Annotated in this window: 19 protein-coding genes; 10 read left to right on the top strand and 9 right to left on the bottom strand. The window is 39.9% G+C overall.

Annotated elements, in window-relative coordinates:
• Positions 1–31: 31 nt before the first annotated feature.
• On the bottom strand, positions 32–694 hold the full coding sequence (locus tag M1E96_RS00105; RefSeq protein ID WP_272580837.1) for a metalloregulator ArsR/SmtB family transcription factor: 663 nt from the start codon (positions 692–694) through the stop codon (positions 32–34).
• A gap of 74 nt (positions 695–768) precedes the next feature.
• Here M1E96_RS00105 and M1E96_RS00110 point away from each other — a divergent pair, with 74 nt between their 5' ends.
• The gene (locus tag M1E96_RS00110; RefSeq protein WP_272580838.1) at positions 769–2,178 is read left to right on the top strand and encodes an MFS transporter; all 1,410 of its coding nucleotides are present in this window, start codon (positions 769–771) and stop codon (positions 2,176–2,178) included.
• Positions 2,179–2,517: 339 nt separating this feature from the next.
• Here M1E96_RS00110 and M1E96_RS00115 read toward each other — a convergent pair whose 3' ends face one another.
• On the bottom strand, positions 2,518–3,999 hold the full coding sequence (locus tag M1E96_RS00115) for an MFS transporter (protein ID WP_369427318.1): 1,482 nt from the start codon (positions 3,997–3,999) through the stop codon (positions 2,518–2,520).
• A gap of 94 nt (positions 4,000–4,093) precedes the next feature.
• Between M1E96_RS00115 and M1E96_RS00120 the strand changes: the two genes are divergently transcribed.
• Positions 4,094–4,630 carry a TetR/AcrR family transcriptional regulator gene (locus tag M1E96_RS00120; protein WP_140187318.1) on the top strand — a complete coding sequence of 179 codons (537 nt, stop codon included), beginning with the start codon at positions 4,094–4,096 and terminating at the stop codon, positions 4,628–4,630.
• A 49-nt stretch (positions 4,631–4,679) separates the two neighbouring features.
• On the opposite strand, the gene M1E96_RS00125 is transcribed toward M1E96_RS00120, so the two are convergent.
• A complete protein-coding gene (locus tag M1E96_RS00125) occupies positions 4,680–5,516 on the bottom strand; it encodes a CoA ester lyase (RefSeq protein WP_369427319.1) in 837 nt (278 codons plus the stop codon).
• 218 nt (positions 5,517–5,734) lie between these two features.
• Between M1E96_RS00125 and M1E96_RS00130 the strand changes: the two genes are divergently transcribed.
• The 8 genes from M1E96_RS00130 (at position 5,735) to M1E96_RS00165 (ending at position 16,230) form a co-directional block, all read left to right on the top strand.
• Positions 5,735–7,609, top strand: coding sequence for an IucA/IucC family siderophore biosynthesis protein (locus M1E96_RS00130; RefSeq protein WP_272580841.1), 1,875 nt, complete (start codon positions 5,735–5,737; stop codon positions 7,607–7,609).
• 66 nt (positions 7,610–7,675) lie between these two features.
• Positions 7,676–9,847, top strand: a complete 2,172-nt coding sequence (locus tag M1E96_RS00135; protein ID WP_272580842.1) for a TonB-dependent siderophore receptor — start codon at positions 7,676–7,678, stop codon at positions 9,845–9,847.
• Positions 9,848–9,858: 11 nt separating this feature from the next.
• Positions 9,859–11,253 (top strand): Y4yA family PLP-dependent enzyme, encoded by a 1,395-nt coding sequence (locus M1E96_RS00140; RefSeq protein ID WP_337979689.1) that lies wholly within the window; start codon positions 9,859–9,861, stop codon positions 11,251–11,253.
• A gap of 8 nt (positions 11,254–11,261) precedes the next feature.
• A complete protein-coding gene (locus M1E96_RS00145; protein ID WP_070929818.1) occupies positions 11,262–12,278 on the top strand; it encodes a PLP-dependent cysteine synthase family protein in 1,017 nt (338 codons plus the stop codon).
• Positions 12,279–12,288: 10 nt separating this feature from the next.
• Entirely contained in the window at positions 12,289–13,458 is a 1,170-nt protein-coding gene (locus M1E96_RS00150) for an NAD/NADP octopine/nopaline dehydrogenase family protein (RefSeq protein ID WP_369427320.1), read from the top strand.
• Positions 13,455–14,642, top strand: coding sequence for an MFS transporter (locus tag M1E96_RS00155; RefSeq protein WP_337979691.1), 1,188 nt, complete (start codon positions 13,455–13,457; stop codon positions 14,640–14,642). The genes M1E96_RS00150 and M1E96_RS00155 overlap by 4 nt, the downstream gene beginning before the upstream one ends.
• 8 nt (positions 14,643–14,650) lie before the next feature.
• Positions 14,651–15,796, top strand: a complete 1,146-nt coding sequence (locus tag M1E96_RS00160) for an ABC transporter substrate-binding protein (RefSeq protein WP_272580847.1) — start codon at positions 14,651–14,653, stop codon at positions 15,794–15,796.
• A 23-nt stretch (positions 15,797–15,819) separates the two neighbouring features.
• On the top strand, positions 15,820–16,230 hold the full coding sequence (locus M1E96_RS00165; RefSeq protein ID WP_337979692.1) for a hypothetical protein: 411 nt from the start codon (positions 15,820–15,822) through the stop codon (positions 16,228–16,230).
• Positions 16,231–16,298: 68 nt separating this feature from the next.
• On the opposite strand, the gene glmS is transcribed toward M1E96_RS00165, so the two are convergent.
• The 6 genes from glmS to atpA form a co-directional block, all read right to left on the bottom strand.
• Entirely contained in the window at positions 16,299–18,131 is a 1,833-nt protein-coding gene (gene glmS, locus M1E96_RS00170; protein ID WP_272580851.1) for a glutamine--fructose-6-phosphate transaminase (isomerizing), read from the bottom strand.
• Between the two features lie 201 nt (positions 18,132–18,332).
• Positions 18,333–19,703, bottom strand: coding sequence for a bifunctional UDP-N-acetylglucosamine diphosphorylase/glucosamine-1-phosphate N-acetyltransferase GlmU (gene glmU, locus M1E96_RS00175; RefSeq protein WP_272580852.1), 1,371 nt, complete (start codon positions 19,701–19,703; stop codon positions 18,333–18,335).
• Between the two features lie 126 nt (positions 19,704–19,829).
• On the bottom strand, positions 19,830–20,255 hold the full coding sequence (locus tag M1E96_RS00180; RefSeq protein ID WP_070929812.1) for a F0F1 ATP synthase subunit epsilon: 426 nt from the start codon (positions 20,253–20,255) through the stop codon (positions 19,830–19,832).
• Between the two features lie 21 nt (positions 20,256–20,276).
• Positions 20,277–21,659: a F0F1 ATP synthase subunit beta gene (atpD, locus tag M1E96_RS00185; protein WP_070929811.1), complete on the bottom strand. Its 1,383-nt coding sequence runs from the start codon at positions 21,657–21,659 to the stop codon at positions 20,277–20,279.
• Between the two features lie 34 nt (positions 21,660–21,693).
• Complete coding sequence (atpG, locus tag M1E96_RS00190; protein ID WP_272580853.1) at positions 21,694–22,557, bottom strand: F0F1 ATP synthase subunit gamma; 864 nt, start codon at positions 22,555–22,557, stop codon at positions 21,694–21,696.
• Positions 22,558–22,613: 56 nt separating this feature from the next.
• Complete coding sequence (gene atpA, locus M1E96_RS00195) at positions 22,614–24,155, bottom strand: F0F1 ATP synthase subunit alpha (RefSeq protein WP_070929810.1); 1,542 nt, start codon at positions 24,153–24,155, stop codon at positions 22,614–22,616.
• Between the last annotated feature and the right edge of the window lie 9 nt (positions 24,156–24,164).

Below are 24,164 nucleotides of genomic sequence, written 5' to 3' on the forward strand. Positions count from 1 at the left end.
ATCTTTATTCTAGGTGGTTTAATAGTTTCAGTTATCCAATCTTTTGGACTCGATAAACACAACGACCCGCACCATCTAGTAAATACTGTTCTCTTTCAATAGTGACGTCTTTTCCCATAACCTCTTGAAATAATTTTAATTCTGAACGACAAAAATTTTGACAGGCTGTTGCTGCTGCACAGATAGGACAATGATTTTCAATAAACAGCCAACTATTGCCATCTTGTTCAACTCTAGCCATATACCCTTCTTCGCTACGAACATCGGCTAACATTCGTAATTTTTCAACAAAAGATAATCCCCCACACCGAGAGAGGTATTTATCTTTCATCTCTTTCTCGCGCTGGGTGATCAATTTTTCTAAACCTTCACCACCAAAAATATTTTTTACAGAATCAATTAATTGCAAAGTCAATTGAGCATGAGTGTCAGGAAAACGTTGATGGCCTAATTCAGTTAATACCCAATTTTGTCTAGGTCTTCCCGCACCTAACTGTGAAGTACACTGAACACCTTCAACCAAGCCTAGTGCAGACAATTTTTGAATGTGCTGGCGAGCAGCTTCACCAGTCATATTGAGATCTTTTGCTATCACTGCGGTTGATATAGGGCCTTTAGTTTTAATACAAAACAGCACCTTATCTACCGCTTGGCTAAGGTTTAAATTATCAAAGTAATTACTTGCATTAATCATTGTGTCACTCTAATATCCAAGTCAATACTTGGATATTAACGTTTTTTTAACCCTTTCGTCTAGCAGGTCTCGCTATGAGCAATGATCCATCAACCATAACTCAAGCCAAATGGGCTGATTTACTTCGGGGAACTAACGCACTATTAACGATAGCCCTTACTGGCGGTGTCGCACTCCATGCCATTAATATCTATATAGTTACGACTATTTTACCCAGTGTCGTCAATGATATTGGAGGGCTCGAATACTATGCCTGGAATACCACCATATTTGTGGCGACGTCAATTGTTGGCTCTGCCTTATCGAGTAAAATACTCAATAACTTAGGGCCTAAATTTGCTTATTTGATCGCGCTATTATTATTCTCATTAGGATCTATTTGGTGTGCAGCATCTCCCTCAATGCTATCTCTATTAGTAGGCCGAGCATTTCAAGGTCTAGGAGGAGGAATACTATTCGCATTAAGTTATGCTTTGATCCGCGTCGTTTTCCCTGAAAACCTTTGGTCAAGAGCAATGGGGATTGTTTCAGGTATGTGGGGTATAGCAACTCTTTGTGGCCCTGCGATTGGAGGAATATTTGCTCAGGGCGGCCATTGGCGTTGGGCATTTTGGTCATTGCTACCCGTTGCGATCCTGCTCGCATTAATAGTGATAAACCAACTACCAAGAAAAAACAACCATGCACAACAAGCCAATAAGCTACCTTTACTAGCCATTATATTATTAGTTGCCTCCGTGTTAACTATATCCATAGGCAGTCTCTCTAGTGATCTCTTATCAAATACTATTGGTCTATTGGTCGGTATTGGTATCTTAGTCACTATCGCACTCATTGATGGCAAAAATGGTAAACGCCTACTGCCAACAGGCTCATATTCACTGAAAAGTGCACTTGGTATCATTTATCTGACCATGAGTTTGCTAGTTGGAGGAATGACAACCGAAATCTATGTCCCATATTTTCTACAAACTATTCATCATTTTTCTCCACTATCTGCTGGCTACCTGACAGCGATTATGGCAGCAGGTTGGACAATCGGTGCTTTATTCAGTGCAAACAAAACTGGCTCAATAGTACTAAAGATATTAAGAGCGGGTCCGGTCATCATATTTATGTCATTAGTTGTTCTCGCAATATTGACACCTAACTTACAACTCGTGCATTCAATCGCACTGTTCATTATTTACTTAATAGCGATGATGGGAGTCGGACTAGGTATTGGTATTTGCTGGCCACACCTTGTCCTAAGAGTTTTCAATGCCGCCCCTAAAGGCGAGGAAAACCTTGCATCCTCTTCTGTTATTACCGTTCAATTATATGCAACCGCGCTGTCCGCGGCCCTCGTTGGTGTGGTTGTTAACAATACTGGTCTCATTAATCCAGGAGGCGTAGAAGGGGCACAACAAGCGTCTGTTTGGCTATTTTCACTATTCGCTATCTGCCCATTCCTTGGCATATTCTTAATTAGAAAAGTGAAATAGATAATTGTTAAATACACTCAAAATATGATGTGTATATCATGGTGGTTAAACTAGTACTTATTTAATCACCATGATAAATGCTTACCCCTCTTGTTTGAGTAAGAAAAGAGGATTACATAGCCTTTGAGTGGTTTTCATTTCTTGTACTCTGTTATCATAATCAACAATTTCACTATTATTTTTTAATTGCATTAAATTTAGACACACTAATGGTATATCAGGTTTAAATAGATTATATATTATTACGTCAATTCATTTTAAATAAACAATCTAATTTATTATACGTTAATAAAAAAGAATAACCGTATGCTAAAGGTTAGCACACGGTTTATATCAAATTTAATTTTTTCTGAAAAATAAAGGAAGTAATAATGTGCTTAGTATCAAAATAACCAACGTTGATATCATGACCCCCGTGAATGCTTGGTCAAAAGCAATATTAGCCTGCGTGATTAATACATTAGCACTATCACTAGGCAAGCTTTCTGTAACGATAAATGCTTCATCAATACTGTCATAAGCTTTTGTATCAACAATAACGTCATCAGGTAACGATAGTTTCATAGTATAAATGGCACTCATCAGCCCTCCCATGAAGGTCACACCTAGAACACTACCGATTTCATAAGCAACCTCTTCAATAGATGCAGCCATACCTGCTTTACTATCTGGAGCATTTAACATAACAGTGGTTGATGCTGTGGTGAACGCAACTCCTAGCCCAAAGCCAATAAAAAATAAGAATGCTAATAATATGGCTCCAGTTGAGCTTTGATATACATATGTAAGGCCGATCACCCCAATCAATGTACAAACAAAACCAAAAATAGTGAGATATCTTTCACCTATTTTATGTAAAAACATACCTGCTAAAGGACCGGCTAATACCGATGCCAATGGAATAGGAATGATATACATCGCGGCTTGAAGGGGGGTATACCCCATCACGAGTTGCAGTCTTTGGCTTAACAGCAATTCAATACCAACAATAATCACCATTGATAATATGGCCATAATAACGCCAGCGCTAAAACGTGGGTTAGCAAATAATTTAAAATCAATCATTGGCGATTGAGAACCCATTTGTCTACGGGTAAATATTGTCAAAAATACGCCACCAATTACCGCTGCAATAACAAATTCCCACCAGTTTGTATAAGGTTTACCGAGTTCTTTTAAAGCATAAATAGCTCCTATCAAGCCAATCAGCACCAAACCAGAACCCATATAATCAATTTTTTGCGAACCTTCACCACCACATTTAGGAATGAGAAAACACGCAAAAGGTAATACAAGTAATACAACAGGCACATTAATTAAAAAAACCGATCCCCACCAGAAATGGTTAAGCAAGATCCCTCCAACTAAAGGCCCTATTGCGGCTCCACCGGAAGCAACCGCAGACCAAATACCAATTGCTAACGCACGTTCTTTTGGCTCTAGAAAAACATGTCTAACGATCGATAATGTGGCAGGCATACTCATTGCAGCCCCAACAGCCAAAAAACCACGTGATAAAATCAAACTCGTGGCTGTAGGCGAAAATGCAGCACAAAGTGATGCAAGTGCAAATAGGGGTAATCCCATCAAAAACATGGTCTTATGACCAATACGATCACTTAACATACCCGCAGCAGGCAATAACCCAGCCACAATCAATGGATAAGCATTCATGATCCATAATTTTTCGGAAGATGTTGCTCCTAAATCATGTGTTAATCGAGGTAAAGCGGTATATAACACAGTGACATCGATAACGATGAGGAAAAGTACACTTGAAACTAGAAGTAAAATAATCCAGCGTTTGTAATCTGCTAGCATAAAATAATCTCTACACGTTTATTTAATCACTATTCATTAATGATCGTGCTACAATATAAATCCATACGTATGTATTGAAAAGAGGTTTTTTTAAATGGGACGTCAACGAACGATTGATCGCGATAAAGTACTTGATGCTGCTGAAGACATTGTCATTAAACAAGGTGCTGCGGCTCTGACTATTGATGCTGTTGCAAAATCAATGGGAATTTCTAAAGGTGGAGTTCAATATTGTTTTGGAAACAAAGAAGCTTTAATCGACGCTATGTTTGATCGCTGGAGCTACTCCTATGATCAAATATTTAACCGTGAAATTGAAAAAGATGACTCCCCTGAAAACCGTATCAATGCCCATCGACTCGCAACATACGAGCACGATAAAACCGCCATTGCAAAAGGAGCCGCATTAATGGCTTCATTATTACAAACACCTGAATACTTAGAAAGTACACGAACTTGGTATCGAGATCGTTTACGTAACCTAGACACGTCAACAGATCAAGGGAAACGCGCTCGTTTAATGTTTCTTGCCACCGAAGGTGCTTTTATACTGCGCTACTTTGGGTTAATGGATATTGATGATAACGAATGGCAAGAAATGTTCCGTGATATGTCACGTTTCTTAGGTTAAGTAATCCCATTAAAAAATTAAAAGATAACAGTGATAACTTGAGTTCCCATCATCCATCTAACCATCGTTTTGCTTGCAAAATTAGCGGTAAATCGACCATTTTCCCATCGACTTTAAATGCATATTGGTCTTGAGCTTTATGTAACACAGCTTTAGACCAAGCGACCTGCTGCTCGCTTATATCAAACGACTGTTTGATTATTGGAACTTGAGCCGGATGGATTGCTAATTTAGCAGTGAAACCTAAAGCTTTACCATGTAAGCATTCGGCCTCAAGTACTGATAACTCATCAATATCCGGTGTTACACAATCAATGGGAGATAAAAGCCCCGCTAAGCGTGAAGCAAGCACTACCTGTGTTCTTGCAAATAACAACGATTCTCGTGACATGTCACACTGCATATCTAATGAGAAATCTAACGAACCAAATGCCAAACGGTAAACCCCTGAACTCGCAATCTCATGTATACGATGTAGCCCCCATGCCGTTTCAATAATCGCGATGATGGGGCAATCTTTATCGGCAAATAAGTGAGAAAGCAGATGTGTTCTCACTTTATTAACCATGATTGCAGATTCAACTTTAGGTATAACAAGATAAGACAAATAAGGTAATAAATGATTATTGGTTATCCAATCAATATCTTTTTGATATTCAACACTATCTGGTTGGTTAATTCGAATCGCTATTTTGGGTGATTGCCCATTCTGTTGATAATTTATTAGCCAGCTTGCAATTTCTTGTCTAGCTATAGGTTTATGTAAAGGATGAACTGAATCTTCTAGGTCTAAAATCAATACATTTGAACCACTAATACAAGCTTTATCAAAGAATTGAGGATGATCACCGGGAACAAATAAATAAACCGTTGCATAATCAGCCATGGTTGTACCTTTCTTGTTAATTATTTGAATAGCATATTTATTTCCTTTCGCTCACATCTGAGAATAAAAAAAAGAATAATTATCATTTACTATTTTTTTTTGTAATGCTAACGTTATTAGAATCTTCTTTCAAGTATTCTTATCTATATTCTCTCGTTAATGAATATAGATTATATATGACGTTAATTGATTCATTTTCACAGCTTAAGAGGCTGATTATGATAAATAACCCTATAAATAAAGCAGCTTTTAGCATTAATGAAAAACACTCGAATAATAATAGTCTTAGACGCTTTATTCATTGTTTATTTGCTGAGAACCTCATTGATAAAAAACGAATTTATTGGGATACAGATCATTGCGGATATATTTACAAACTCAAGAACGCTCCTGATAAAATCCTTTTTAATAATATGGAAATCTACCCGGCAGATACATTCTTTAATTATGGGGATATTTATTTAATTAATAAAAACAATCAAAAAGAAATTATTCAAACGACAGATTATCTTCTGGATAAGTTAGTCGATGAATTAGATATAAAATTTAATCATAATAATATAAATAAATTAAAATCAGATATTAAAAATAGTATCAATAATGATATTAACGCACGCAACTATCGTACCAAATGGTTAACACAGATTAACTCTCAAATGGAAGAAGGCAATATCCGCTACTTCACTGATTGGGTTGCTGAACAATATAGTGTACGTAATGCAGCTTTGTTTCTTGATCAATGGGGGTCATTAGAAGGTCATCCTTATTATCCGACATGGAAAAGTAGACCAAACATGAGTTTTCAAGATGTCGCCGCTTACTCTCCTGAATTTAATGCAACCGTCAATTTAACAATTATGGCTCTTCGCCGAGATATGGCCTATGTTGAATCACTACCGCATGTGTCAAATATTCACGAGTGGTTCCTTCAACAATTCCCTATCGTCGCTCAGCAATGGGTTAAATGGCTCAGCCAACAAGGGAAAGATCCGCAACAATGGCTACCCCTTCCCGTTCATGAATGGCATTTAAATCATTGGGTAAAACAACAAGCAGCTTCACTAATTGAAGATGAGATTCTATTGATTGATGGCCCTCAGTTAGAAACAAAACCTACTATGTCATTTCGAACAATGCTACCAACAGATGCGGCTAATCGCGCATTTATCAAGCTACCCATCGCCGTTTGGATGACTAGCGAAATGCGTAGCTTACAAGCGAAATCTATTCATATGGGGCCTAGGATCAGTCAGCTCATTGACGATATTTTAAATCACGAACATGGTTTCAATGGAAAAATCCAGTCTCTGCGTGAAGATATGGGAATTTATTACCGCCATGCGATCGAGCAAGATGATGCCGCAGGCCGCTTTCTTTCAGTCGTATTTCGTTGCGCCGAGGTTTATGAAAACAACGATCATTTACTGCCCATAACTGTAGCAACTCTGTTTACTGATTTACCCTATCAGCCTCGGCCAATATTTACTGAACTGATTGAAAAATCAAGTTTAACACCTAGACAATGGTTTAACCATTATGCAACTGTGATTTTAGAGCCTTGTATTTCACTGTTTTTACTTTATGGGGTGGCTCTGGAAGCCCACCAGCAAAATACGCAAGTACTTTTCACTGCCCAAGGCATTCCTGAAAAGTTTTTAATACGCGATTATGGTGATGGACGAACTTTTTTACCGCTATTGAACCAACGAGATTATCAGCTACAAGCTTATCGCTGGCCTGGTATCTTACCGACTGTTTTTGAAGAAGATATAGAGCCAGTTAGAACGTTTTTAATCGATGCTTGTTTAGTCAGTCATTTACATGAATTAGCCGTGCATCTAACCCGATATTATCGATTGACCAATCATCAACTCTGGGGAGAATTAAAAACCATTGTCCATGATATTTTTAAACAACTCCAACCTCGAATTGATGCCAATTTATGGCAGCATGAATATCAAATATTTATGAATGCGCCTTGGCAAACGCGTTCGCTACTTAGTATGCATATTCAACAATATACTAATTATCGAATACAACATGGGTTAACCAATCCTTTTCGGTTATTCCCCGAAATAATTAGCACTCCATAAAATAAGAAGGCGATTATAACGCTGTTCCCTTCATTTTATTAAAAATTAATTGAATGATATTTAAATATGAAAAATAAACCAATAATGAAAAAAAGCAAATACACAGCTAAAAATATAAACATATATTCTACGTGGTTATATGTTGTTATAGGGCTATCCAGTACAATAACTGCACATGCTCAAACTAACGAGCCTAAAAATAAAGATAGTCTCTTTGTAACCACAAAAAGTAATAATAACCAACAACCTAATAATTTTTCATCTCGAACAATGCAAGCTGGGTTATTAGGTGATAAAGATATTATGGATATTCCATTTAATATCTCGAATTACAATTCTACCTATATGCAGTCACAACAAGCACAGCAAATTTCAGATATTTTATCCCATGATACCTCAATACAGATTAGTAGCTCAAAAGGTGGGCTTCTTGATTCTTTATATATTCGAGGATTTCCGATTACTGAAGGTAATATCGGCGAGTTTGCATTAAATGGAATTTATGGTGTATCTCCTAATTTTCAGCTGTTAACTGATTATGCAGAGCGTGTTGATATCTTAAAAGGGCCAGCTTCACTGCTATACGGTATGTCTCCTGAAGGAGGTGTCGGTGGCGTTATCAACGTCGTGACTAAGCGTGCAAGTGCCCAGCCTATTACGCAATTAACCGCTCAGTACCTCAGTGATTCACAATTAGGCGGCAAACTGGATGTAGGACGCCTCTATGACCTAGGGAATAACCAATATTTTGGTATCCGTATTAACGGTAGCTACACCAATGGTGATACCCCCGTAGACCATCAAAAACGTAGGCTAGGTGTTGGTGCAATTGCCTTAGATTACTCTAATGAACGTTTTCGCGCGTCCTTAGATTTAATTACTCAAAACCAAAACATGAATGCGAGTAACCGGCCTTTTTATTTAGGTGCTGATGGCATTGTTCCTTCTGCCCCAAATGGAAAAACTAATTTAGCCAGCCCTTGGACATGGTGGAAATCTAATGATGATTCCGCACTACTGCATATGGAATATGACATATTAAGTAATACTTCTCTATTTATGGACATAGGCGGAGCACATACCCGTATTGATCGAGTTAGTGAACAAACCTATACCATTCTTAACGACCAAGGTGATATATCAACCTATATCATGAATTTTCAAAGCAAAACTCAACGCTATTCAATGGGGACTGGGGTTAAAAGCGAATTCATGACAGGGGATATATCACACCAACTCGCATTACAATGGAATCAATATTTTGATCGCTATAATGTCGGTACTACAGCAGGGACACCTTATATAACCAATCTATTTAACCCTACTTATATTGATAAACAGATCCCGACTTACCCTGAAATAACTAAGCGCTCTGAAAATACACTGTCAGGAATCTCCTTCGTCGATACTATTGGTTTCTTTAATGATGATTTTATGGTGACTCCAGGAGTTCGCTATCAAAAAGTACAGTCTGATAACTTTACTTCAGGCCAGCTTTCAACGCGTTATGATGAGTCCGCAATAACACCTCTCATCGGAGTATTATTTAAACCTACAGAAGATATTTCTCTATATGCAAATTATGTAGAAGGGCTAAGTAAAGGCAGTGCAGCACCAGCCAATGCAAAAAACAGTGGCGAAATGATGAAACCATTTCGTTCAAAACAGTACGAGTTAGGTGTGAAATATGAACGACCTTCCGCAATAACAACATTAAGCCTATTCCAAATTAGTAAACCAAGTGGGTCATTAGATCCTCACAGTATGATTTATTCAGCAAATGATGAACAAAGAAATAGGGGGATAGAACTGAGCATATCAGGTAAACCTTTTGAATCTCTTCGTTTAACGGGAGGAGTTACTTATATTCAAGCTGAGCTGACTAAAACTGCATCAGGACAAAATAAAGGTCATGAACCAATAGGTGTATCACCGTGGGTAGCGAATATTGGTGCAGAATATGATATTCCCTCAGTTTCTGGTTTAAGTATCAATGGCAATGTTAATTATCACACTCGCCAATACGTAAACAAAGAAAATACGCATTCAATTCCTTCATGGACAACTGTTGATGTCGGTTCTGCTTACAAAACAACGGTGTCTAATACCCCTGTCACTTTAAGGTTAAATATCAACAATATTTTAAATGAACGTTATTGGTCTGGTGTAGCGTCTTATAGCACTTTCGCTCAAGGCTCACCAAGAACGGTAATGGGATCAATCACTGTTGACTTTTAAGAGGTAAAATCATGGTGGATCAAACTAGCTTAGTCGATATCTCAACTGTTACTCTTTTATCAGCAAAAACAATCGCCCCAATAGAGCTTCCTCCTATTATGGATCCTCTAATTCATCAATTATGTTTTGCTAATAATGAACAGCTTGTCGGCTTGATTAAGCGGTATGGTTCACCATTGAACTTAGTTTTTCCTCATACAATGAAACAAAATATCCTAAAATTGAAAGCCGTTTTTCAAGAACATCACGTGAAAGGATGCATTTTATATGGCGTAAAAGTTAATCAATCAAATATCCTACTCAAAACAGCTATCGAAGAAAATATTGGCGTTGATGTTTCAAGCCTCCATGAATGGAGAGACGCTTACCAATACGGTATTTCACCTGAAAAACTCTGCGCGACAGGGCCCGCCAAAACAGATGATTTCCTCTGGCAACTTATATTACATCATTCGCTGATTGTCGTAGATTCCCTTGAAGAGCTACACGATATTCTGCGTTTATTAGGATCTCATTCACGTAAAGCAAGAATATTATTGCGCTATCAACCGCATTCAAGCCATTCACGATTTGGTATGAAATACCCAGCTTTTGTTAGTGCTCTTAAATTAGTTAAACAACATAATCAATTACAATGGCAAGGTATTCACTTCCATTTAGGTGGCTATACACTAACCTCACGGGTGCAAGCTTTTCACGAAATATTACCACTGATTGAATTATCCCAACAATTAGGGCTTAACATCCAAACTATCGATATCGGAGGTGGGCTACCGATTCAATATGTCCCAACAGAACACTATCAAACTTGGATTAATAATCAAACTACTGAAACTTATCAAAATCACTGTATTCCAGCCGATTTTTATCCTTATGGTAGTGAACAATCCGCCGAACAATGGCTTAACGCCTTACTGACAAGCCAATGTACGGATAATGAGACTATAGCCCAATACATTAATAGGCTAAATATCACACTAACGATAGAACCTGGCCGTAGCCTTGTCGATCAAAGTGCTATCACTCTATTTCGAGTAGTGCGTACCTGCCAGCAATCCAAACACCCTATTATATTTGTTGAAGGCAGTAGTTTTAGCGCCTGTGAAACATGGTTTAACTCTGAGTTTTTAATCGACCCCTTTCATATTGTTACTAAGCACGCAAAACAACAACCTATCCGAGCTTGGATAGCGGGACATAGTTGTTTAGAAGATGACGTTATTACTCACAGGCTTATTTTATTTAATAACCTTCCCCAAGCAGGTGACTTATTAGGATTCGTTAATACTGCGGGATATCAAATGGATTTGCTTGAAAATCAATTTCATCGACACCCAATACCTTGTCGGTTATATGCACAGGAAAACAATGTTGGGCAGTTTATCTTTTTCAAAGACACTAAATAGGTAAGCTTATGATCTACAGCAAAATCACTGATTTGATAGGCAATACGCCCATTTTACGTATTGCAATTCCCCATAAGAAAAGTGCCCTATTTTTTAAAATAGAAAAGAACAATCCCGGCGGAAGTATGAAAGACAGAATGGCTCGCAATATGGTCATAGCTGGCCTTAAGTCTGGAAAAATTAAACCTAAAAGCACCATCGTAGAATCATCATCAGGCAATACTGGAATAGGCCTTGCACTTGCTGCCATCGAGTTTGGTTTGCATTTTATTGCTGTTGTTGATCATCACGCCTCCCCTGACAAAATCGCAATAATGAAAGCATTAGGTGCTGAAATCCGTTATGTCACAGGCAACTATCAGGAAAATGAAGTGGCTGTTGTCGAACGCCAACGCCTAGCGAATGAACTCGCATCTCAGCTCCCCAATGCAACATTTATGAATCAATCTGACAATGCAGCAAATTCAGGTGGTTATGCTGCATTAGTTTGTGAACTGATAGAACAAATTGGCAGAATTGATGCTTATGTAGGCTGCGTTGGTACCGGTGGTTCAATAACAGGTGTATCCCAAGGATTAAAGTCACATAATCCACAAACTATCACAGTTGCTGTTGAACCAGAGGGATCCATTGTTTTTGGGCATCAAGGAAAACCTTATTATCAATCAGGAACAGGAACCCCTGAAGGGGATGTCGTTGGGTTAGTACTAGACTACAGCTGTATTGACCATAATGCACAAGTTTCAGATATTCAAGCATTTGAAACGGCACGATATCTTGCTAGCCAATATGGTTTGTTAGTCGGAGGCTCAACTGGCGGAATTGTTTATAAAGCTTTAGAGTTCATTAATAACGATACTATTCACGGTAATATTGTTGTCATCGTTGCCGATGGCGGTGAAAAATACCTTAACACCGTATTCAATGAGCAGTGGCTCAGCGCTCGAAATCTGATCTCACCTGATATATCTCACCAGCTTAATTATTGGCTCACTAATACGATTTCATTAGAGAAAGCTAGCTAAGGGGGAAGTGATGTCCAAAGACAAACATCTTAATATAGTGATTTGTGGTGGAGGTCAAACAGGCCACCTTGCTGTAGCTTTGTTTAGTCAATATCCTAATATAAAAGCATCACTACTCACCCAAAATACCACAACAGTTGAACGCCACCAGCAACAAAATAATATCCTGTCCGTTCATTACAATAATGGCGAGATAAAAAACTATCCTGTAGAGCTAATAACCCATTCACCACAACAGGTGATACCTGAAGCCGACATTATTATTCTTACTGTTCCTTCTCACCGCCAAACAAACTGGTTACGTTTTATCTCTCCTTATTTATCTTCTGATAAAACTGTTTTTATTGGGGCTATTCCTGGGATCAATGGCTTTGACTGGCTTGCTGAACAGTTTTTTAAAGATAATCCTAATATCGTGATTTGGGGAATGAAAGATGTCCCTCATATTGCATGGGGGTTAGAGCCTGGGGTCAAAATCTGTTTCGGTGGTGAAAAATCGGCATTATTTATTGCTTTTCATCATCGAGAAAATCAAACCAATAAGAAGCGACTTCATGAATGGTTATCAAGGCTATATTCACCTCCTATTAGTATTCTCGATAATTATTTAGAAATTACGCTAACACCAGCAAACCCCATCATGCATAGCTCAGTGATCTATGGGCTAATCGGCCCATACGCTCAATGGCATAATAGCTATTTTGAATCGCCTATCTGCTGGTGGAATGATTGCACTGAACTTAGTGCCTATTATTTACAGCGTTGCGATGAAGAACGACTCGCTATTTGCCGACATTTAGTCAATTGCGCAGGTATTTCTTTAGCTACAGTAAAATCCTTAATTGATGAATTACGCGAAGTCTATCCCAACCAAATTGGTGACACAAAAACACTTTGGTCGATCCTGCGTACCAATGAAGCCTATCATGGGATCCAATTACCATTAATAAAGTGTGAGCAAAATGGTTGGGCTTTTAATAAACAACATCGAGTATTTCAAGAAGATATTGCTTATGGGCTAAGTTTACTGGTTCGTATAGGTGAGCATCTCAATATTCCGCTCCCTTATACAAATGAAATATATAACTGGTGTATGAGCTATCTAGGGCTAGATCCTAGCATTCCTCATCCAGCCTTCAGTAAACTAAATCTATCCCAATATCAGGTGAACAAACAGTGAATTTACTGAAAAGCCATCTGATTATCGGGTTCTTATTTGGTATCCAACTTATTTCAATGGGAGCGATGGAAATGAGTGGGCCTTTTTGGCCTATTCATTTACAAAATAATAGCTCAGATTGGCTATTGTCTTTTGCTTTGACGATGGTTTATGTCGCGCCAATGGCTGGGATCATGTTAACCAGTACATTTTGGGGGCGAATGGGTGATCGAATGGGTAATAAAGCAATGATGATCCGTGCATTGCTTGGCTTAGCAATTACCCAAATTTTATTATCATTTTGTAACGACCCTTGGCTAATTTTATTATTGAGAACTGTGCAAGGAGCTTGCGCAGGGTATATTGCTCCGGCTCAAGCTTATGGCGTTTCAGTCACCGAGCCTAAAAAGCGAACACAACTTTTTGCCTTCCTGCAAGTCTCTACAAATATCGGATCTTTACTGGGAGCACTGTGTGGTGGGTTAATCTTAGATTATCTCAATTTCTTTTGGATCAATATGATTGCAGGGCTACTCTGCGCTGTTTGTGCTGTCACTGTATTTGTTTTTTTACCTTCAGATAAAAAAACAAATACAGTGATGCAGGCAAAAAAATCATCTAACAACTCAAAAAAATACCGCCCTCAACAAATAGTGAAACATCTTATATTGTTAATGGGGCTTTTATTAATGAGTCGAATGATCACTCTCCCCAGTTTTTCATTATACCTTAATCATACCTACTCAATAGATTATTGGGTTATTGGATTGATTTATGGTCTACAAGCTATGGGGGTTATTCTCTCAGCCCAACGATGGGCTAAATGGTTCGAATTTCAATCCATAACTGTATCATTGATTCGTTTAAAATGGATTACCTTTGCCTGCATCATTGTTGTTATTGGTCTAGCAATAACCCCTATAATCTGGGGATTCGCCTTACTGTATTTGCTTTGGGGGATTTTACTTGGTGCAACAACACCAATACTCACTGCATTAATCTCTTCTGCTACATCTTCTGAATATCAAGGCTATGTACTTGGTTTATCACAAAGTATCAATCAATTCGCCTCTATAGGAGGAATTGCCTTAGGAAGCATATTTATTCTATTTCCTGGAATAGATTGGCTTTTTTATTATGTTTCAATTAGTTATATCGCATCCTTAATTGCAATCATTTTACTGATAAAACATTCTCATAAATAAGGGACAATATGAAAGGAAAACATAAGCTATCTAGCAAAATAATCTCTCTGTTATTGTTTACTTTTACCTTGCTATTCTCTACGGCCACGTCAGCAAAGCCTATTGTTGTTACTGATATTTTAAATAGAAGAGTTACTGTCAACGTTCCAGTAAATAAAGTCATTTTAGGCGAAGGCCGCATGCTTTATCTTGTTGCCATGCTAGATAAAGAGAATCCTGCAAAACGGATTGTTGCAATGGGGAACGACCTGCAAACTTCTGATCCTGCAACATGGCGTCAATATAGTCAGCATTTTCCTCAACTCAAAAATATCCCAACATTCAGTGGGACAGAAAAACGCTCTTTGAACATAGAACATGCGTTAGCTTTGCAACCAGATGTCATCATTATGAATATCGAAGCAAAAACTGCAATTGAAGAACAAGGGCACGATAAGGCATTACAGAAAGCAGGTATTCCGGTTATCTATGTTGATTTTCGCTATAACCCATCAAACAATACGCCACTTACCATGCGCTTATTTGGTGCTTTATGGGGTGAAGAAAAAATCGCAGAGCAATTTATTGAATTTAGAGAACAGCAATTAAAGCGAGTTAGTGATGTACTCGCAAAGAACACCCCAAAGAAACCCAGAGTTTTTATTGAACGCATTGGCGGTTATACCGATGAATGTTGCCTTACTTTTGGTGATGGTAATTTTGGCCGCTTTGTTTCGCTTGCTGGCGGTGACAATATTGGTGCAAAAAATGCCCCTAACACATTCTACATGATGAACCCTGAACAAGTACTTGTCGCAGATCCAGATAAAATTGTTATTACCAGTGCTAATTTTTCAAAGTTTATGCCTGAAGGAGATTGGATTGGCTTAGGCCCCAATGAAGACCTCAATGCAGCCAAAATAAAATTAGAGAAATACTTAAAAAAACCGGCTTATACCGGCAGTAATGCAGTTAAAAACCAACAGTTTTATGCTATTTGGCATCAATTTTATAATAGCCCTTACGATTTTATTGCCATACAGCAGCTCGCACACTGGATCCATCCAGAGATATTTGCTGATTTAAATGCAGATGACACTTTTAAAATATTCTATGAAAAATTTTTATCTATTCCTTATGAACCTGGATACTTTGTAAGCTTAGAGAATAAGTAGCTTTTTTTAAGGAGGGTGATGTTATGGCTAGCAATACCTACCATATTGAATTAAAACCAATACAATTTCTTTGCTCATCAGAAGAAACAGATGAACGGCATATTGATTATCTGAGTCACAAAATTGCCTGTGACGGGACTTGGACAACACCAATTCCATGTGAAATACACACAGGTATTATTATGGATGGCAACCATCGCTACCAAGTCGCTAAACAACTAAATTTGTCGCTATTACCTTGTATATTACTGAGTTACCAAGATAACCGAGTCAAAGTTAACTACCAAAACTCTGATAAACCTTATGATATACAAAAAATTTTTGAAGCCATTTTATATCAAAACAAGCTATTGCCTTATAAAACAACAAAACATCATTTTTCGCCATTCTTACCGACAATTAATGTAAATTTAGACCTACTAAAAAGGCTGTAAATATAAATAAATCCGATTATGCGCTCAGCTGCATAATCGGATTTGGTTTATTCATATTATTTAAGAAGTTACTCAACCGTTACCGATTTAGCCAAATTACGTGGTTGGTCAACATCAGTACCTTTAATCAATGCAACATGGTAAGACAACAACTGTAGAGGCACTGTATAGAAAATTGGGGCAATCAGTTCTTCAACATGAGGTAGAGGAATAATTTTCATATTTTCACTCTCCTCAAAACCAGCATCTTGATCAGCAAATACGTATAGTAAGCCACCACGAGCGCGAACCTCTTCAATGTTAGATTTTAATTTTTCTAACAGTTCGTTGTTTGGCGCGATTATAATGACTGGCATATCCGCATCAATTAACGCTAGAGGGCCATGCTTCAATTCACCTGCCGCATACGCTTCAGCGTGAATATAAGAGATCTCTTTAAGTTTCAGCGCACCCTCAACCGCAATTGGGTATTGCTCACCACGACCAAGGAACAAAGCATGGTTTTTATCAGAAAAATCTTCCGCCAGCGCTTCAATCACTTTATCGTGAGATAACATACTTTCGATACGTGCAGGTAATGCATGCAGAGCATTAGCAATATCTTGCTCTAATGCAGGATCACCGCCTTTAATGCGTCCCATATATGCCACTAGCATCAGCAACACAGTTAACTGTGTAGTAAACGCTTTAGTTGAAGCAACACCAATCTCTGCACCTGCTTTAGTCATGAGTGCAAAGTCTGATTCACGAACCAATGAAGAACCTGATACGTTACACACCGCAAGAGACGTCAAATAACCTAATTCTTTAGATAAACGTAATGCCGCCAATGTATCAGCTGTTTCACCTGATTGTGAAAGTGTGATCATCAAGCTACCTTTACGATGGGCAGGTTTACGGTAGCGATATTCAGAAGCGATTTCCACATCACAAGGGATACCAGCTAGAGATTCAAACCAGTAACGAGCAACCATTCCAGCGTTGTAAGAGGTACCACAAGCAACAATTTGAATATGCTCAACTTGCGATAAAATTTCAGCTGCTTTAGGGCCTAATTCACTGAGATCGATACCATTACTTTGACTAAAACGCCCTTCTAGGGTGTTTTTAATTGCCATTGGTTGTTCATAGATCTCTTTTTGCATATAGTGACGGTAAACACCTTTATCACCTGCATCGTATTGAACGTTTGATTCAATTTGCTCACGTTCAACCGCTTCCCCTTGCTGATCAAATACACGTACTGTACGGCGTGTAACTTCAGCAACATCCCCTTCTTCAAGGTAAATAAAACGGCGAGTAACTGGCAATAAAGCAAGCTGATCTGATGCTAGGAAGTTTTCACCAACACCCAGACCTATCACTAATGGGCTTCCCGAACGGGCCGCCACTAATAATTCAGGAGTACGGCTATCCATGATCACGGTGCCGTAAGCACCACGTAATTGAGGAATAACACGCTGAACCACTTCAACTAAAGAGCCACCTTTTTGCTGCTCATGATGAACAAGGTGAGCAATCACTTCAGTATCTGTTTCAGAGCTAAACACATAACCAAGTTGTTTTAACTCATCCTTCAGTTCTAAGTAGTTTTCAATAATGCCGTTATGAACAACAGCAATATAACCAGAAGTATGAGGATGAGCATTGCGTTCGCTTGGAACACCATGTGTAGCCCAACGAGTATGCGCGATCCCGGTTCCGCCTGATACTGGATTTTTTTCTGCTTCTTCCGCCAGCATTTGAACTTTACCAACTTCACGCAAACGTTGAAGATGGCCTTCATGGTCAACTACAGCCATACCCGCAGAGTCATAACCACGATACTCAAGGCGACGAAGGCCTTCTATTAGAATTTCTGCGATATCACGTTGTGCGACAGCACCTACAATTCCACACATATTAATTAATTCCTAAACAAAGGGCTCCTGCCCTTATGATGTCGCTACCTGATTGTTGTTGCAGCTTTGCTGCGCCCCGAGCCTTTGTAGAGAGTGGGGTTTATTATTTATATATTCATGCCGCGTTCTAGCTACATCCTGAATTATTTCAAATATGGCTAGAACTAACGGAGGAGAAACATAATCTCCCCCTAAAATTTTTTATTTTTTCTTCACTGGACGTTGCCAGTTTTTGATATGAACTTGCTTAACACGACTCACAACGAGTTCGCCTTCATTCACATCACGGGTTACCGTTGTACCAGCACCAATAGTTACACCATTAGCAATGGAAACAGGAGCAACTAATTGCGTATCTGAACCAACAAATACATCATCACCAATCACTGTTTTGTGTTTATTAGCGCCATCGTAGTTACAGGTAATCGTACCTGCACCAATATTCACGTTATCGCCAATTTGTGCATCACCGAGATAGCTTAAATGACCCGCTTTAGAACCTAAGCCTAACGAGGCATTCTTCATTTCAACAAAGTTGCCTACATGTGCTTTTGCTGCCAATTTAGCACCTGGACGTAAACGAGCAAAAGGACCAACAGTACATTCCGCCGATAATTCAGAGTTTTCTATCACCGAGTAAGGGCTAATTACTGAGTTATCGCCAATCACACAATCTTTAAGAATACAGCCTGACTGGATATGTACGTTATTGCCTAAAGTGACATGGCCTTCGATGATAACGTTAGTATCAATGATAATATCGCGCCCATGCGTTAAGGTACCGCGAATATCAAAACGTTCAGGGTCAATTAACATCACACCCGCAAGTAATAGCTTTTCTGCTTGTTCTTTTTGATAAATACGTTCAAGAGCAGCAAGTTGCAAACGGTTGTTAACACCTTCCATTTCGCTGAGGCGACTAGGGTGAACGGTTTCGATCTTGTTACCTTCTTTATGCGCTAAAGCAATAATGTCAGTGATGTAATATTCACCTTGGGCATTATTATTATCAAGCTGCGCTAACCAACGTTTAAAATCTTTACCACTTGCAACCATGATCCCAGTATTGATTTCTTGGATCTGACGTTGTTCTTCAGTTGCATCTTTTTGTTCAACAATACCAACAACTTCACCATTTTCACGAATGATGCGGCCATAGCCTGTTGGGTTATCTAAAATAACCGTTAATAAGCCAATACCACCTTCCGGCTTAGCATCAACAAGGCGTTTTAAGGTATCTTGAGCAATCAGAGGAACATCACCATAAAGCATGATGATATCTTCATCATCTTGGAAGTTTGGTGCTGCTTGTTGCATTGCATGGCCCGTACCTAATTGCTCAGCCTGCAATACCCAATTAAGGTTTTGCTCACCCAATTTTTCTTTCAGTAAATCACCACCATGACCATAAACAAGGTGGATGTCTGATGCCCCAACAGATTTAGCGGTATCAATAACATGCTGAACCATTGATTTTCCTGCCAATAAATGCAGGACTTTAGGCAATTCTGAATACATTCGAGTGCCTTTACCAGCAGCTAGAATGACGACACTTTTTCTTTGCACAGTCATAATTTCCTGAAACTCCAACTTTGGGATGAAAGTAAACCTATTTCCTACATAAAATACTACATATTTCGCACAAATAAAAAAGCCAGTCAGGGATTAACCGACTGGCTTTTCTTTATACTGCCGTCATTACATCAGCTTTTTAGTTAACTCGATCACTCGAAGTTTCGCTATTGCTTTCGCAAGCTCTGCCGATGCTTGAGCATAATCAACATCACCGTGAGCTTTACGGACATGTTCTTCCGCTTTGCGTTTAGATTCCAGCGCACGGGCTTCATCTAAATCTTTACCACGGATAGCTGTATCAGCCAGTACGATAACACCATTTGGTTGAACTTCTAAAATACCGCCGGAGAGATAAATTAGTTCTTCTTCACCAAACTGCTTAGTAATACGTACCATGCCCGGTTTTATGGCAGTCAGCAGAGGGGTGTGCTGTGGGTAAATACCCAGTTCACCTTCACTGCCTGTCACCTGAACTTTTTGTACCAGACCGTCAAACATCTGTTTTTCAGCACTGACAACTTTCAGGTGGTATGTCATTGCAGCTACCATATCAACCTCCCGTCAGCCAGATTAAAGCTTTTTCGCTTTTTCCACAGCTTCTTCAATGGTACCAACCATGTAGAACGCCTGTTCTGGCAGGTGGTCGTAATCGCCGTTCAGAATACCGCTGAAGCCACGAATAGTGTCTTTCAGGGAAACGAACTTACCTGGTGAACCAGTAAAGACTTCAGCAACGAAGAATGGTTGAGACAGGAAGCGCTGGATCTTACGAGCACGAGCAACAACCAGTTTGTCTTCTTCAGACAATTCATCCATACCTAGGATTGCAATGATGTCTTTCAGCTCTTGGTAACGCTGAAGGATAGACTGAACGCCACGTGCAACATCATAGTGCTCTTGACCAACGATGAGTGGATCAAGCTGACGGCTAGTAGAATCCAGAGGGTCAACCGCAGGGTAAATACCCAGAGATGCGATTTGACGGCTCAGAACCACTGTTGCGTCCAAGTGAGCAAAGGTTGTTGCTGGTGATGGGTCAGTCAAGTCATCCGCAGGTACGTAAACAGCCTGTACAGAGGTGATAGAACCAGTCTTAGTCGAAGTGATACGTTCTTGAAGAACACCCATCTCTTCTGCTAGCGTTGGCTGATAACCTACTGCTGATGGCATACGACCTAATAGAGCGGATACTTCTGTACCTGCCAGTGTATAACGATAGATGTTATCCACGAACAACAGAACATCACGGCCTTCATCACGGAATTTCTCAGCCATAGTCAGACCAGTCAACGCTACGCGAAGACGGTTTCCTGGTGGCTCATTCATTTGTCCGTAAACCAGTGATACTTTGTCAAGAACGTTAGAATCGGTCATTTCATGATAGAAGTCGTTACCTTCACGGGTACGCTCACCAACACCTGCGAATACTGAGTAACCTGAGTGCTCAATCGCGATGTTACGGATAAGTTCCATCATGTTTACTGTTTTACCAACACCCGCACCACCGAACAGACCAACTTTACCACCTTTAGCGAATGGACAAATCAAGTCCATTACTTTGATACCAGTTTCAAGTAGTTCTGTAGAGCTTGAAAGCTCTTCGTAGCTTGGTGCAGCGCGGTGGATAGACCAACGCTCTTCTTCGCCGATATCACCTTTCATATCAATAGGGTCGCCCAGAACGTTCATGATACGTCCTAGCGTTGCTTTACCTACTGGTACTTCAATTGGGTGATCTAAGTTTGTTACTTGTAAACCACGGCTCAGACCATCGGATGTCCCCATTGCGATACAACGGACAACACCACCGCCTAATTGTTGCTGAACTTCCAGCACCAATTTTTCTTTACCGTTCATAACCTCAAGAGCGTCGTACACTTTTGGTACTGCATCTTGAGGGAACTCGACGTCCACAACGGCGCCGATTACCTGGATAATCTTTCCAGTAGCCATCTTGAATCCTCTACGTAATTCGTAAACCTAGCTGTTAAACCGCGGATGCACCCGAAACGATTTCGGTAAGCTCCTGAGTAATGCTGGCCTGACGAGCTTTGTTGTAAACCAACTGCAACTCTTTGATCAGGTTTCCACCATTATCAGTAGCAGCTTTCATTGCTACCATTCGTGCGGCCTGCTCACTAGCCAGGTTTTCAACGACGCCCTGATAAACCTGCGACTCGATATAACGACGCAGCAGGGTATCCAGCAACGCCTTAGGATCGGGTTCGTATATATAATCCCAAGATTTCTTCTTCAATGTCTCATCATTACTTGCAGGTAATGGCAGTAATTGAAGAATAGTCGGCTCTTGAGACATTGTATTGATGAACTTGTTAGTCACCACATACAGTTTATCCAAACGCCCTTCATCATAGGCTTGTAGCATAGAGTTAACTGGGCCGATCAAATCAGACAGTGTAGGGTTATCACCCATCCCTGTAACCTGAGTGACAACATTGCCACCAACAGATCCAAAGAATGACACTGCTTTAGAACCGATCAAAGCCAAATCAACTTGAACGTTTTTTTCAGACCATGTTTTCATGTCTGCTAATAGTTTTTTGAACAAGTTAATGTTCAAGCCACCACACAAACCACGGTCTGTAGAAACAACCAGATACCCGACACGCTTAACTTCACGCTCTTCGAGATATGGATGTTTATATTCCAGATTACCTAATGCTAAGTGACCAATTACACTGCGCATGGTCTCTGCATAAGGACGGCTGGCCGCCATGCGTTCCTGCGATTTACGCATTTTGGACGCAGCGACCATTTCCATCGCTTTAGTGATCTTCTGCGTGTTTTGCACGCTGGCGATCTTGGAACGTATCTCTTTTGCGCCGGCCATTTCTGCTTCTCCTTATTTAACCAGACGGCCCATAAAAATTCATGGGCCGAATAGTATTACCAGGACTGGGTTGCTTTAAATGATTCGAGCAGTTGTTTCAACTTAGCTTCGATATCATCGTTATAGTTACCCGCCGGGCCGATTTGTTTCATAAGGTCAGCATGCTCGCGCAGTGCATAAGAAACTAATGCAGCTTCAAACGCACCAATTTTCGCTAGTTCAACATCATCCAAGAATCCACGTTCTGCCGCAAACAGAGACAATGCTTGTTCTGCTACTGACATAGGTGCATATTGTTTCTGTTTCAGCAATTCAGTTACTTTTTGACCGTGGCTCAACTGCTTACGCGTTGCATCATCAAGGTCTGAAGCAAACTGAGCAAATGCTGCCAGTTCACGATATTGAGCAAGTGCAGTACGGATACCACCAGACAATTTCTTGATAATTTTAGTCTGAGCAGCACCACCAACACGAGATACTGAAATACCCGGGTTAACCGCTGGACGAATACCAGAGTTAAACAGGTTAGATTCCAGGAAGATCTGACCATCTGTAATTGAAATTACGTTAGTCGGAACGAATGCAGAAACGTCACCGCCTTGAGTTTCAATGATAGGCAATGCTGTCAATGAACCAGTCTGGCCTTTAACTTCACCTTTAGTGAATGCTTCAACGTATTCAGCGTTAACACGAGCAGCACGCTCAAGTAAACGGGAATGCAGATAGAAAACATCACCTGGGTATGCTTCACGTCCAGGTGGACGACGTAGCAACAGTGAAATTTGACGGTATGCAACGGCTTGTTTAGACAGATCATCATAAACAATCAGAGCATCTTCACCGCGGTCACGGAAATATTCACCCATTGCGCAGCCTGCATAGGCTGACAGGTATTGCAGTGCTGCTGATTCAGATGCAGTAGCAACAACAACAATGGTATTTGCCAGTGCGCCGTGTTCTTCAAGCTTACGAACTACGTTAGCAACAGTTGATGCTTTTTGACCAATAGCGACGTAAACACATTTGATACCAGAATCGCGTTGGTTGATGATTGCATCGATAGCCAAAGCAGTTTTACCTGTTTGACGGTCACCGATAACAAGCTCACGCTGTCCACGACCGATTGGGATCATTGCATCGACTGATTTATAACCAGTTTGTACCGGCTGATCAACGGATTGACGCTCGATAACACCTGGAGCGATAACTTCAATTGGAGAGAAGCCATCGTTTTCGACAGGGCCTTTACCATCAATTGGTTGACCTAGTGTATTCACAACACGTCCAAGCAGGCCACGGCCAACTGGAACTTCAAGAATACGACCAGTACATTTAACCTTCATGCCTTCCGCTAGGTCAGCATAAGGGCCCATAACTACAGCACCAACGGAGTCGCGCTCCAAGTTCAGTGCAATTGCGTAACGGTTGCCAGGCAGCGCGATCATTTCACCCTGCATAACTTCGGCTAAGCCGTGAATACGAATGATACCGTCATTGACGGATACAATCGTACCTTCATTGTGAGCTTCACTCACAACATCGAACTGAGCAATACGCTGTTTGATCAGTTCGCTGATTTCGGTGGAATTCAGTTGCATATGCTCCAG

This window comes from Providencia sp. PROV236 (genome assembly GCF_033676985.1).
In the GTDB taxonomy this organism is placed as follows: domain Bacteria; phylum Pseudomonadota; class Gammaproteobacteria; order Enterobacterales; family Enterobacteriaceae; genus Providencia; species Providencia manganoxydans.